The sequence below is a fragment of the Aquibacillus koreensis genome (assembly GCF_025154055.1).
In the GTDB taxonomy this organism is placed as follows: Bacteria; Bacillota; Bacilli; order Bacillales; family Amphibacillaceae; genus Aquibacillus_C; species Aquibacillus_C koreensis.
In genome coordinates, this window is sequence record NZ_JAOALK010000044.1 from 34,640 (window position 1) to 47,405 (window position 12,766).

Annotated in this window: 14 protein-coding genes and 1 other annotated feature; all 14 genes read right to left on the reverse strand. The window is 38.9% G+C overall.

Translation table 11 applies throughout. The features are described from left to right. Positions 1-49: 49 nt before the first annotated feature. The 14 genes from rpoB to cysS all read right to left on the reverse strand — a co-directional run bounded on the left by rpoB (position 50) and on the right by cysS (position 12,763). Positions 50-3,601, reverse strand: coding sequence for a DNA-directed RNA polymerase subunit beta (gene rpoB / locus NYQ66_RS12655; protein WP_259870006.1), 3,552 nt, complete (start codon positions 3,599-3,601; stop codon positions 50-52). Between the two features lie 534 nt (positions 3,602-4,135). Continuing rightward, positions 4,136-4,741 (reverse strand): class I SAM-dependent methyltransferase, encoded by a 606-nt coding sequence (locus NYQ66_RS12660; RefSeq protein ID WP_259870007.1) that lies wholly within the window; start codon positions 4,739-4,741, stop codon positions 4,136-4,138. Between the two features lie 216 nt (positions 4,742-4,957). Continuing rightward, positions 4,958-5,320, reverse strand: a complete 363-nt coding sequence (rplL, locus tag NYQ66_RS12665) for a 50S ribosomal protein L7/L12 (protein WP_259870008.1) — start codon at positions 5,318-5,320, stop codon at positions 4,958-4,960. Positions 5,321-5,437: 117 nt separating this feature from the next. Beyond that, positions 5,438-5,938: a 50S ribosomal protein L10 gene (gene rplJ / locus NYQ66_RS12670; RefSeq protein WP_259870009.1), complete on the reverse strand. Its 501-nt coding sequence runs from the start codon at positions 5,936-5,938 to the stop codon at positions 5,438-5,440. Positions 5,939-6,010: 72 nt separating this feature from the next. Next, positions 6,011-6,164: a sequence feature (ribosomal protein L10 leader region), on the reverse strand. A 95-nt stretch (positions 6,165-6,259) separates the two neighbouring features. Then, complete coding sequence (rplA, locus tag NYQ66_RS12675) at positions 6,260-6,955, reverse strand: 50S ribosomal protein L1 (RefSeq protein WP_259870010.1); 696 nt, start codon at positions 6,953-6,955, stop codon at positions 6,260-6,262. Between the two features lie 172 nt (positions 6,956-7,127). Continuing rightward, positions 7,128-7,553 (reverse strand): 50S ribosomal protein L11, encoded by a 426-nt coding sequence (rplK, locus tag NYQ66_RS12680; protein ID WP_259870011.1) that lies wholly within the window; start codon positions 7,551-7,553, stop codon positions 7,128-7,130. Between the two features lie 179 nt (positions 7,554-7,732). Next, positions 7,733-8,266: a transcription termination/antitermination protein NusG gene (gene nusG / locus NYQ66_RS12685; protein ID WP_259870012.1), complete on the reverse strand. Its 534-nt coding sequence runs from the start codon at positions 8,264-8,266 to the stop codon at positions 7,733-7,735. 215 nt (positions 8,267-8,481) lie between these two features. Next, positions 8,482-8,661, reverse strand: a complete 180-nt coding sequence (gene secE, locus NYQ66_RS12690; RefSeq protein ID WP_259870013.1) for a preprotein translocase subunit SecE — start codon at positions 8,659-8,661, stop codon at positions 8,482-8,484. A gap of 34 nt (positions 8,662-8,695) precedes the next feature. Beyond that, positions 8,696-8,842 (reverse strand): 50S ribosomal protein L33, encoded by a 147-nt coding sequence (gene rpmG / locus NYQ66_RS12695; RefSeq protein WP_259870014.1) that lies wholly within the window; start codon positions 8,840-8,842, stop codon positions 8,696-8,698. A 75-nt stretch (positions 8,843-8,917) separates the two neighbouring features. Beyond that, complete coding sequence (gene sigH, locus NYQ66_RS12700; protein WP_407652080.1) at positions 8,918-9,553, reverse strand: RNA polymerase sporulation sigma factor SigH; 636 nt, start codon at positions 9,551-9,553, stop codon at positions 8,918-8,920. Between the two features lie 148 nt (positions 9,554-9,701). Beyond that, on the reverse strand, positions 9,702-10,211 hold the full coding sequence (locus NYQ66_RS12705; protein ID WP_259870017.1) for an NYN domain-containing protein: 510 nt from the start codon (positions 10,209-10,211) through the stop codon (positions 9,702-9,704). Positions 10,212-10,214: 3 nt separating this feature from the next. Next, positions 10,215-10,958 (reverse strand): 23S rRNA (guanosine(2251)-2'-O)-methyltransferase RlmB, encoded by a 744-nt coding sequence (gene rlmB / locus NYQ66_RS12710; protein WP_259870018.1) that lies wholly within the window; start codon positions 10,956-10,958, stop codon positions 10,215-10,217. Further along, the gene (locus tag NYQ66_RS12715) at positions 10,951-11,358 is read right to left on the reverse strand and encodes a Mini-ribonuclease 3 (protein ID WP_259870019.1); all 408 of its coding nucleotides are present in this window, start codon (positions 11,356-11,358) and stop codon (positions 10,951-10,953) included. The genes rlmB and NYQ66_RS12715 overlap by 8 nt, the downstream gene beginning before the upstream one ends. 4 nt (positions 11,359-11,362) lie before the next feature. Beyond that, entirely contained in the window at positions 11,363-12,763 is a 1,401-nt protein-coding gene (gene cysS, locus NYQ66_RS12720) for a cysteine--tRNA ligase (RefSeq protein WP_259870020.1), read from the reverse strand. Between the last annotated feature and the right edge of the window lie 3 nt (positions 12,764-12,766).

The following is a 12,766-nucleotide window of genomic DNA, read 5'->3' on the forward strand; positions in this document are numbered from 1 at the left end:
GGGGCCTACCTCCCTTTTAGTCTCCGGGTTTTACCCTAAGCAAGAACAATTACGCTTTATTTTCTTCTACTTCTAAATTGAATTTATCTGCAGATTGCGCGTCATCTTCCTCGACATCACGCAAATCAATTTCTTGCTCATCACCAGAAAGCATTTTTACATCCATACCCAAACTTTGTAGTTCCTTAATCAATACTTTGAACGATTCAGGAATACCTGGTTCTGGAACATTGTCACCTTTGACAATTGCTTCATATGTTTTCACACGACCTACAACATCATCAGATTTAACAGTAAGAATTTCTTGCAGGGTATAAGCTGCTCCATACGCTTCAAGAGCCCATACTTCCATCTCACCGAAACGCTGACCACCAAATTGTGCTTTACCACCTAGTGGTTGTTGTGTTACTAGAGAATATGGTCCAGTAGAACGAGCGTGTAATTTGTCATCTACCATGTGTGCTAGTTTAATCATGTACATGACTCCGACAGACACACGGTTATCAAACGGCTCTCCGGATCTACCGTCGTAAAGAACGGTTTTCGCATCTCGCGCCATACCTGCTTCTTGGATTGTTTCCCATACATCTTCTTCTCTTGCTCCATCAAATACTGGTGAAGCAACATGGATACCAAGTTGTCTAGCTGCCATACCTAAATGTAGCTCTAACACTTGCCCGATGTTCATACGAGAAGGTACCCCTAGTGGGTTAAGCATGATATCAATCGGTGTTCCGTCTGGCAAGAACGGCATATCTTCTTCAGGTAAAATTTTAGATATAACACCCTTGTTACCGTGTCTACCTGCCATTTTATCCCCTTCAGAGATTTTACGTTTTTGCACGATGTAAGCACGAACTAATTGGTTAACACCTGGTGGTAGTTCATCGCCATCTTCACGATTGAAGATTTTCACATCCAAGACAATTCCACCTGCACCATGTGGTACACGTAAAGATGTATCTCTTACTTCTCTTGCTTTTTCTCCAAAGATCGCATGAAGTAGGCGCTCTTCGGCAGATAGCTCTGTTACCCCTTTTGGTGTTACTTTACCAACGAGTAAATCTCCGTCACTAACCTCAGCCCCAACACGGATAATCCCTCTCTCATCAAGGTTACGCAATGCGTCTTCCCCAACGTTTGGAATATCTCTCGTGATTTCTTCAGGTCCGAGTTTCGTGTCACGAGCTTCTGACTCATACTCTTCAATATGAATAGAAGTATAAACATCATCTTTTACTAATCTTTCGCTCATGATGATGGCATCCTCGTAGTTGTAACCTTCCCACGTCATGAAACCAACAAGGACGTTTTGACCAAGAGCTAGCTCTCCGTCTTCCATCGAAGGTCCATCTGCAAGAATTTCGCCTGGTACTACACGGTCACCAACACTAACGATTGGACGTTGGTTATAACAAGTTCCTTGGTTAGAACGAATAAACTTTTGAAGGCGGTAACGATCTAGGTCACCTTTCACTTCATTTCCATCAACATCTGATATGCGTCTTATTAGAATTTCTTTCGCTTCTACACGTTCAACGATACCTGGATTTCTATTTATAACTGCCGCACCTGAGTCTTTACCTGATACGTATTCCATACCAGTACCAACAATTGGCGCTCTCGGTTGTAGTAAAGGTACAGCTTGACGTTGCATGTTCGCACCCATTAACGCACGGTTGGAGTCATCATTTTCTAAGAACGGAATACATGCCGTCGCCGCAGATACAACCTGCTTTGGCGATACATCCATATAGTCGATACGTTCTCTACTTACGATTGTGTTCTCCCCACGGAAACGCGCGATAACTTCATCATCAATAAATGAACCATCTTCTGCTAAACGGGCATTCGCTTGGGCAACTACATAGTTATCTTCTTCATCAGCTGTTAGGTAATCATAGTTATCTGTTACTTTACCAGTCTCCGGATCAACACGGCGATACGGCGTTTCAATAAAGCCAAACTTATTTACCTTTGCATAAGATGATAAAGAGTTGATCAAGCCAATGTTTGGTCCCTCTGGCGTTTCAATCGGACACATACGACCATAGTGCGAGTAGTGTACGTCACGAACTTCAAAACCAGCTCGTTCACGCGTTAGACCACCTGGCCCTAATGCAGATAAACGACGTTTATGTGTTAATTCCGCCAATGGATTTGTTTGATCCATAAACTGCGATAACTGGGAGCTACCAAAGAACTCTTTAATTGATGCAATAACAGGACGAATATTGATTAGTTGTTGCGGCGTAATAGATGAAGTGTCCTGAATTGACATACGCTCACGGACAACACGTTCCATCCTTGAAAGCCCAATACGGAATTGGTTTTGCAGCAATTCACCAACCGAACGCAAACGACGATTACCTAAATGGTCAATGTCATCTGTGTCCCCTACCTGATGCAATATGTTAAAGAAATAACTAATTGCAGCAAGTATATCTGCTGGAGCAATGTTTTTTACACTATCATCTACATTAGCATTACCAATAACATTTAATGTTCTTTCACCTTCAGGATCAGTTGGATCGATGATTTTAATAGACTGTATTTTAATTGGGTCTTCTAAAACCCCTTCATGCGGCTCTAGTAAACCTTCTCCAAAACTATTTTCTCCCGCATCTAGATATGGTAGAACCTTATCTAGTAAGCGTCTATCTAACTTATCTCCTTTTTGAGCAATAACTTCACCTGTTTCAGGATCCGCTAACGTCTCAGCCAAGACTTGGTTGAATAGTCGGTTTTTTATGTGTAATTTCTTGTTGATTTTATATCGACCTACATGCGCTAGGTCATAACGCTTTGGATCAAAGAAACGAGATACAAGCAAACTTTTCGCATTGTCTACCGTTGGTGGTTCACCAGGGCGTAAGCGCTCATAAATCTCTAAGAGTGCTTTTTCGCTTGTTTCCGTATTATCTTTATCTAGCGTATTTTTTAAGTATTCATTTTCACCGATAAGATCAATAATCTCTTGATCGTTACCAAAACCAAGTGCTCGAAGTAATACTGTAATAGGTAGTTTTCGCGTACGGTCGATACGTACATGCACAACATCTTTGGCATCCGTCTCAAACTCTAACCACGCACCACGATTTGGAATAACCGTTGCGGTATATCCTCTTTTACCATTTTTGTCGACTTTCGCACTAAAATAAACACTCGGTGAACGGACAAGCTGCGATACGATTACACGTTCCGCACCATTGATCACGAATGTACCTGTGTCTGTCATTAGTGGGAAATCACCCATAAACACTTCTTGCTCTTTCACTTCGCCTGTTTCGTTATTTAACAAACGAACCTTCACACGAAGCGGAGCATTGTACGTTACATCTCTTTCTTTTGATTCATCTACTGGATACTTCGGTTCACCTAAACTGTAATCTACAAATTCAAGTGACAGATTACCCGCAAAATCCTCAATTGGAGAAATGTCTTGAAACATCTCTCTCAAACCTTCCTCTAAAAACCATTGATAGGAAGCGGTTTGAATCTCGATAAGATTCGGTAATTCTAGTACTTCACTAATACGTGCATAACTTCTGCGTTGGCGGTGTCGTCCATACTGAACTAGTTGACCTGTCAACTGATTCACCCCTCAAATCAAGAATAAAAGAACCTAGTTTTCGCTAAAGGAATCTTTAGCGAATCTGTTAACACTGATTAAACATACATTTCTATCATCCATTATTGACTTTAGCATCGGACGATGTATAATTTAATAAGTGCAAACTGTTCGGAAACATACCGAACAAACTTGCGAAACCTTACCCTTTTCACAAGCTTATATAATTGCATCCACTAAAAAGTGAATGTTATTAACATGATGGAAGAACAATAGGAATCCTTCATACTAAAACCAAACATGAATACGGAATAACACTTTATAAAAATTCAATTTTCATTTATAATATTCCCCATATTGATTTTTTTCGATTTCACTATTATCCCCTAATACATATAAAAATATACTCCAAAACTATAAAAAACGGCTCATCAAAAGGAGATAATTAAAAAACTAAAATTTCCCCTTGACAGACGAAGTCGCCTATTGGCATTTTTCAATACTATCACAAACAAAAATCAGAGTCAATATATTTCAAGCGTTTCTCACTGCGAGATTATATTTCTATGAGGCTTTTGTCGCTCGTATAATATAGTATCCCTTATTCTTCGCAACAACTTCAACCTCTCCGAATAGTTCCTCAAGTTTGGTTATAGCAGATGGTGCTCCTTGTTTCTTTTGAATAACTATCCATAAAGTTCCGCCAGGTAGTAAAGCCTCAAAGCTTTCATCAAACATTTGATAGATTACTTTTTTCCCGGCACGTATGGGAGGATTCGTTAGTATGGCTGAGAAGTTTCTATGTTGGAAGGATTGTAGCCGATCACTTATCTGGAACTCTACATTTTGAATATCGTTTTGCTTAGCGTTATTCTCAGCAAGAGCTAGTGCTCTTTCATTTATATCCGCGAGAACAACCTTACGATCTGGAAAGGATTTTGCTATTGATAATCCGATTGGTCCATATCCGCAACCAAGATCTAATATCTCCCCATCAATAATCGGCTCTGCGAAAGAATCAATTAAAGTTCTCGAACCGAAATCAACTTCACCTTTGGAAAATACACCTTGATCGGTAGTAAACGTGAGCATAAAGCCTCTTAATTCAAACGACCACGTTTTCGGATTACTTTTCGATTGGGGCTGTTTCGTAAAATATTGCTCAGACATATGTTTACACCTACTTTATGCGTAATGATTAACCTTCTAATGATCTTGAGCATTTTTTCAACATCTCTTCGAAGTACACGTTAGCTCAAAAAGTTACTTATGTATCGGGAAGCACCCCTATTCAAAAGCTACTCATCTATCTATCATGCCCTTTTTCATTACTGATATAAGCAAAGCTCGCCTTCAAAAAGGCGAGCTTCATTTATCAAACTTAAATTACTTAACTGCTACAGAAGCACCAGCTTCTTCAAGTTTAGCTTTCATTTCTTCTGCTTCTTCTTTAGATACGCCTTCTTTGATTGCTCCAGGAGCGTTATCTACAAGATCCTTAGCATCTTTAAGACCTAAGCCAGTGATTTCACGTACTGCTTTAACAACTTTAATTTTAGAAGCTCCAGCACTTTCAAGAACTACATCAAATTCAGTTTGCTCTTCAGCAGCTTCAGCGCCACCAGCACCAGCTACAGCTACAGGTGCAGCAGCAGTTACTCCAAATTCTTCTTCAATTGCTTTTACAAGATCGTTTAACTCAAGAACTGTCATTTCTTTAATTGCTTCAATGATTTGATCTTTAGACATGTTATTTCCTCCTAATATTTGTTTTTAATATGTGATTCGAAATTATTGATTCCTTACTTATATTGACGTTCACACGAACCTACTAACAGTAGGTTGCGCTATGCTATCAATAAACTATTATGCACCTTGCTCTTCTTTTTGCTCTGCAATAGCTTTCGTTGCGTAAGCGAAGTTACGAACTGGAGCTTGAAGAACACTAAGCAACATAGAAAGTAGACCTTCGTAATTTGGTAGATCTGCAAGTTCTTTAATTTGTTCAAGACTTACAACGTTACCTTCAATTACGCCACCTTTAATTTCTAGCGCTTCGTGATTCTTAGCAAAGCCATTTAAGATCTTTGCAGGAGCTACTACATCTTCGTTACTGAACGCAATAGCTGTTGGTCCTACTAGTACGTCATCTAAACCTGTAAGTTCAGCAGCTTCAGTCGCACGGCGTGTCATCGTATTTTTATATACTTTGAATTCCACACCAGCTTCACGCAGTTGATTACGAAGCTCAGTTACTTCAGAAACGTCAAGTCCACGGTAATCTACAACGATTGTAGATTTACTTTCGCGGAACTTGTCAGCAATCTCAGTTACAATTTGTTTTTTCTGCTCGATAATCTTAGACATTGTTCCACCTCCTATTGACTATTCATTATACCGTTCACCTGAGCGTGTTCATTAGCAAACGTGGCATTAGCCATGCTCTAATAGAAAACCCCCATGCAGACATGGAGGTTTTGGGAATACTTGAGATAGTCTTTTTCGCGAGAGATCTATCGTCTTATATTACACACCTCGGCAGGAAATTAAGCCGTTTGGCACCTACTGTCTACGGTATAACTTATTAAATTCATATATCTTAAAAAGAATAACCCATTATGATAGAGCGATACTTTTTAACAACATTGATTATTATAGCTAACTGAATCTATAAAGTCAACAGTTAATTTATTTTGCCGCTCCAGCAACATCAACCTTAACACCAGGGCCCATTGTTGAAGTTACAGCAGCATTCTTCATGTAAACACCTTTAGCAGCTTGTGGTTTAACTTTTACTAAAGTTTCAACAAGCGCTTCGAAGTTTTCAATCAATTTATCCAATTCAAATGACGCTTTACCAATTGGAACGTGGATATTAGATTGTCTATCTACACGGTATTCTACTTTACCAGCTTTGATTTCATTAATCGCTTTTTCAACTTCAAATGTTACTGTACCAGTTTTAGGGTTTGGCATAAGTCCTTTAGGTCCTAATACACGACCAAGTTTACCAACTTCAGCCATCATGTCAGGAGTTGCAACGATCACATCAAACTCAAACCAACCTTGGTTGATTTTGTTGATTAGTTCTTGATCTCCAACGTAGTCAGCTCCAGCAGCTTCCGCTTCTTTCGCTTTTTCACCTTTAGCAAATACTAAAACTGTTTGTGTTTTACCAGTACCATGTGGAAGAACCATTGCTCCACGGATCTGTTGGTCCGCTTTCTTAGGGTCTACTCCTAGACGGAAAGCAGCTTCGATTGTTTCATCAAACTTTGCTGTTGCGTTTTTCTTTACTAATTCTAATGCTTCTCTAGCATCATATGCTTTTGTACGATCAACAAGTTTTAAAGCTTCTTGTTGCTTTTTTGTTTTTTTAGCCATTTTATATTTCCTCCTTATGTGGTTTTAACGGATATACCTCCCACTTATTAAAGCGGATCACTTTCACACGTACGACACGTGCACCCCTTTACATGACAAAGGTTGCGATGAGGAAATGAATCATCACTCCACCACCGCAACCTCCCCCTTCATCAAAACAACGCGGGTGGGATTAGTCTTCGATAACGATACCCATACTACGCGCAGTTCCTTCAACCATACGCATAGCTGCTTCAACATCAGCAGCGTTTAGGTCAGGCATTTTTGTTTCAGCAATTTCTTTTACTTTGTCACGCTTTAACGTCGCAACTTTTTTGCTGTTTGGTTCACCTGAACCACTTTCGATTCCTGCTGCTTTCTTAAGTAGAACTGCAGCTGGCGGAGTTTTTGTGATAAATGTAAATGAACGGTCTTCAAAAACCGTAATTTCTACCGGAATAATCATACCTGCTTGATCTGAGGTACGAGCGTTAAATTCCTTACAGAATCCCATGATGTTAACACCTGCTTGACCTAATGCTGGTCCAACTGGTGGTGCTGGGTTTGCTTTCCCTGCTGGGATTTGAAGTTTTACAACCTTAATAACTTTTTTAGCCACGAGACACACCTCCTTAAGTCCGTGATGTGGTAATAGGGCTGTCTGCCCTCCCACTCATTTCATATGCTAATTAAACCTTATACTCGAGGCATAAAGAACATAAGAATTTTAGCATCTTTACAACAAAATTGCAAGTAGCGTTTAATATTTTTTAAAAAGTGCCTACCAATCGAAATGATCTACAGTTTTTGAATTTGAGAAAAGTCTAATTCAACCGGAGTTTCTCGACCAAACATATTAACATGAACCTTAACTTTATGTTTATCCACATCAATATGTTCAATTGTACCCGTAAAGTTATTAAACGGACCATCTGTCACACGTACCGTTTCTTTCATCTCGAAGTCAATTTCTGTAACAGGCTCGTCCATTCCCATACGTTTTAGGATTACTTCAACTTCTTCATCTAAGAGAGGGGTAGGTTTAGATCCTGATCCTGTTGAACCAACAAATCCAGTGACACCCGGCGTATTACGTACAACATACCAAGAATCATCTGTCATCACCATTTCTGCTAACACATAACCAGGAAATACTTTCTTCTTCGCTGTTTTCTTCTTACCATTTTTAATTTCTGTTTCTTCGTCTTCTGGTACTAACACACGGAAGATCTTATCTTCCATCCCCATCGACTCTAATCTTTTCTCTAAATTCGCTTTCACTTTGTTTTCATACCCTGAATAAGTATGAACGACAAACCATTGTTTTTCCATAAATCAGGACAAATCTGCCCTTCCCTCCCTTGTTAAATGCTTCACTCTGCTCTTCCGCCGGATACAGTACATATCTATTTATGTTTGTGCAGAACAACTATATTTACCTTCACGATTTAAACGTTACCGTTAATCGTTTGATTCCATTTAAAAAACCCGTAAGACGGGTTTTTTGTAAAATCTATTATTATTATTATAGCATAAAATTCCAATTATTATTCAAAAAACAAATTAAGAATTGCAGTAATCCCTTGGTCTATCAGTCCAAAAAACACAGCGACAAAAGCAACTGTCGCTACAACAGTTATGGTATAACGAGTTAGTTCACGTCCACGAGGCCATGATACTTTTTTCATTTCTCTTGAAACATTTTTAAAGAAAGTTAAAATATTCACAGGTCGAACCCCCAAACTTCTGCCGATCGGCTTCTTACTTTGTTTCACGATGTAACGTATAAGTCCCGCATTTCTTACAAAATTTACGCACTTCTAATCTTTCTGTAGAAGATACATTTTTATTTGTACTGTAATTTCTGCTTAAACATTCTGCACAAGCTAGTACAACTTTTTTTGCCATCTATGACACACCCCTAACCAAGGGTTTTCACTCCTACTAATGTAGCATGGTTACATTAGCCTGTCAACGCATGTTTTATAAGGTGATTTCACTTATTTCTAAATATCGCTCCAACTTCCGCTTTACGCGTTGCAATGCGTTATCAATAGACTTTACATGTCGATTCAATTCAACAGAAATCTCTTGATAGGTACGGCCATCTAGATATAACGATAACACTTGTCTTTCTAATTCGCTTAACAATTCCGACATTTTTATCTCCATATCACCAAACTTTTCTCTATTCACAATTAATTCTTGTGGATCAATTGTTTTAGAGCCAGCAATCACATCTAGTAATGTACGATCTGATTCCTCATCATAAATTGGTTTGTCTAGTGATACATAAGAGTTAAGCGGGATATGTTTTTGCCTTGTTGCTGTTTTAATTGCTGTAATAATTTGTCGGGTAACACACAATTCAGCAAAAGCCTTAAAGGAAGAAAGCTTGTCCCCCTTATAATCTCGAATTGCTTTATAAAGTCCGATCATGCCTTCTTGCACAATATCTTCACGGTCTGCACCAACTAAGAAATACGTCCGTGCTTTTGCCCGAACAAAATTTCTATACTTATTAATTAAGTAGTCCAATGCCTGGCTATGCCCGCGGTGAACCAGATCAATCAATTGGTCATCCTCAAGAACTTCCAGCTCTAAATCTTGTATGTTTATTTTCTTGTCCGTGGTGTTCACATGGACTCCCCCCGACGATTTTGCCGTCAATATATAAAAATATTATACAGGAAGCGCTTTACCATCGTCAACAACACATCTGACGCTTTCTCTCAAGCTCACCCATAATATGTCTTATTTTTCAAAATTATTTGTCACCTCGACGCCATTTTTCAAATATTTCAAGCACATCTTTTTTTATCGGTATTTTTATTTGTGACTGCATCTTTTTATGTGTCTCTATGTCTTCTTCTACTTCTTTTTCAATATTTCTCGTTTCAATATACAATTCTCTCGCCGACTTTCGGAGGGCCCCCTGTGCAAAAATGGTTCGTTGTTCTGTATAATCTGATGTCGCTACATAAACTTGGGTCTTCACATTCTTTAACTTCTTCACTAATCTTTCAATACATTCATCAGCAGTTTCATTTTCTTTTGTATATATAACCTCAACTTTATAATTCGTCTGTTTCGTCTCAAGCCCTCTTACGTGATACGCATCGAAAACAATGATTACTCTGTGTCCACGATAAGCCTGATACTCTGCCATTTTTTCGATTAGTATATTTCTTGCTTGTTCAAAATCATGGTCTTTTAATTTTTTTAATTCTTCCCAATCACCAATAATGTTGTATCCATCAACCAATAGCACAACCATGGGTCAATCACCCATGGGATGCCGTTTTCTATATACTTCATACATTAACAAACCTGCCGCTACGGATGCATTTAAGGATGAAACCTTTCCTTGCATTGCCAAACGTACGGTCCAATCACACTTTTCCTTCACTAAACGGCTCATTCCTTTTCCTTCGTTACCGATTACTAAAGCTAAAGCTGTTTTCCCATCGAGTTGACGGTAATCCTCTGTTCCTTCCGCTTCCGTACCGACGACCCACACATTTTTGTCCTTTAACTCATCGATGGTGCTTGCAATATTGGTAACCCTAACAACAGGTATGTACTCAATTGCTCCTGCTGACGTTTTTGCAACCGTAGCAGTCAAACCAACTGATCTTCTTTTCGGGATAATAACACCGTGAACCCCCGTTGCATCGGCAGTTCGTAAAATAGAGCCTAGATTATGCGGGTCTTCTATCTCATCTAAAATCATAAAAAATGGTGCTTCTTGCCTTTCTTCCGCTATAGCAAATATATCATCTAACGTACTATATTCATAAGCCGCAACTGATGCAGCCAGCCCTTGATGGTTACCTGGTACTAACTGGTCCAATTTTTGCTTTGGAACACGTTGAATTACGATGCCACTGGACTTGGCTAAACCTTGAATTTTATTAAAAGCTTGGGCTTGTAACTGGTCCGATGCAAAAAGTTTATTGATAGGTCGTCCAGATCTTAACGCTTCTATTACTGGGTTCTTTCCTACAATCCATTCTTCACTCACTTGTCTCATCTCCTTTCTCTACATAGTTGATTGCCTTTTCAATCAGTTCATCTAGTCGCTCTTTTCTTCCATCCAAGTACAAGTAGCCTAATAACGCTTCAAATCCCGTGCTATAACGATACGTTTGAACGTCAGTGTTTTTGGGGACAGAACCCGATTTAGCATTTCTGCCCCTCCGCACAACACTTTGTTCTTCCTCTGTAAGAATCTCTAGCCTTAACCAATGTAAAATAACTTTCGCTTGCGATTTTCCAGAGACAAATTGAATGGCTAACCGATGTAAGTCATTCACCTTTAAATTTCCTTTTTGCACGATATGCTCCCTTACATAGATCTCATATATAGCATCACCTATATAAGCAAGTGCTAAACTTTTCATCTGCTTTACATCTACAGCCATTTGTTTAGCCTCTTTTCCATCGCGTACCTTGAGGAGTGTCTTCTAAGATGATGTTTCTTTCTTTTAAATCATCTCTTATTTGGTCCGCTAAAGCAAAGTCTCTGTTTTTTCTTGCATCTATTCTCTGTTGAATTAAGTCCTCAATCTCTTCATCAAGTAATTCTGCATCTTCGTTAAATTGAATCCCAAGCACTTCCAATAAAGAATCATACGTATCTTTAAAATTTTGGATCACTTGCTCAGAAGTGTGACTAGACTGAAGATACACATTAACATCTCTGGTCATATCAAACAGCACAGCAATAGCATTTGCAGTATTAAAATCATCATCCATTTCGTCTATGAATTTCTGTTTATACTCCGCTATTTTAGTCATCCATTGTTCGTCATCATTCGTTAAATTGGTACTAGATTGTTTCCTGTGCTCTAAGTTTTGATAGGCATTTTTTAACCGATCCAAACTATTTTGTGCACTTTCCAATAAAGAATCACTAAAGTTGATTGGGTTATGGTAATGCACACTTAACATAAAGAAACGCAATACTTGTGGATCATGCTGTTTAATTAAGTCATGAGCTAACACAAAATTACCTAAGGATTTAGACATTTTTTCATTATCAATATTAATATAACCGTTATGCATCCAATAATTTGCGAATGCTTTTCCATTACCCGCTTCTGATTGTGCAATTTCATTTTCATGGTGGGGGAATGTTAAATCTTGACCCCCAGCATGAATATCGATTGTTTCACCTAGATACTTTTTGGCCATGGCAGAGCACTCAATATGCCAACCAGGTCTCCCTTTGCCCCAAGGTGTATCCCACGCAATTTCACCTGGCTTCGCCTGTTTCCATAATGCGAAATCCAATGGGTCTTCTTTCTTTTCACCGACCTGTATTCTTGCGCCAGATCTTAAATCGTCAATAGACTGGTGCGAGAGTTTTCCATACCCCTCAAACGACCTTGTTTTATAATATACATCACCGTCTGATTCATAGGCATGACCTTTATCTAATAATGTTTGAATAAATGCAATAATATCATCCATTGTGTCCGTTACTCTTGGATGATGCACAGCTTCTTTCACACCAAGCGCACCTACATCCTCCATATACGCGTCAATAAACCGCTCAGCAACAGCACCAACTTCTTCTCCCAACTCTTTCGCTGCGTTAATGATCTTGTCATCAACATCTGTAAAATTGAGTACATACTTTACCTCATATCCACGATACTCTAAAAACCTCCGAACGGTGTCAAAAACAATCGCTGGTCGAGCATTCCCAATATGAATATAGTTATAGACTGTAGGTCCGCATACATACATGCGCACCTTGCCTTCTTCAATCGTCTTAAATGGCTCTTTTTTCCTCGTTAACGTGTTATAAATTCGAACGGTCATGGT

Excerpts from the sequence above, each read along its gene's own strand:
- NYQ66_RS12660 (WP_259870007.1), bottom strand. The coding sequence starts at position 4,741 with ATGTCTGAGCAATATTTTACGAAACAGCCCCAATCGAAAAGTAATCCG.
- rplL (WP_259870008.1), bottom strand. The coding sequence starts at position 5,320 with ATGTCTAAAGATCAAATCATTGAAGCAATTAAAGAAATGACAGTTCTT.
- rplJ (WP_259870009.1), bottom strand. The coding sequence starts at position 5,938 with ATGTCTAAGATTATCGAGCAGAAAAAACAAATTGTAACTGAGATTGCT.
- rplA (WP_259870010.1), bottom strand. The coding sequence starts at position 6,955 with ATGGCTAAAAAAACAAAAAAGCAACAAGAAGCTTTAAAACTTGTTGAT.
- nusG (WP_259870012.1), bottom strand. The coding sequence starts at position 8,266 with ATGGAAAAACAATGGTTTGTCGTTCATACTTATTCAGGGTATGAAAAC.
- rpmG (WP_259870014.1), bottom strand. The coding sequence starts at position 8,842 with ATGGCAAAAAAAGTTGTACTAGCTTGTGCAGAATGTTTAAGCAGAAAT.
- NYQ66_RS12705 (WP_259870017.1), bottom strand. The coding sequence starts at position 10,211 with ATGGTTGTGCTATTGGTTGATGGATACAACATTATTGGTGATTGGGAA.
- NYQ66_RS12715 (WP_259870019.1), bottom strand. The coding sequence starts at position 11,358 with ATGGCTGTAGATGTAAAGCAGATGAAAAGTTTAGCACTTGCTTATATA.
- cysS (WP_259870020.1), bottom strand. The coding sequence starts at position 12,763 with ATGACCGTTCGAATTTATAACACGTTAACGAGGAAAAAAGAGCCATTT.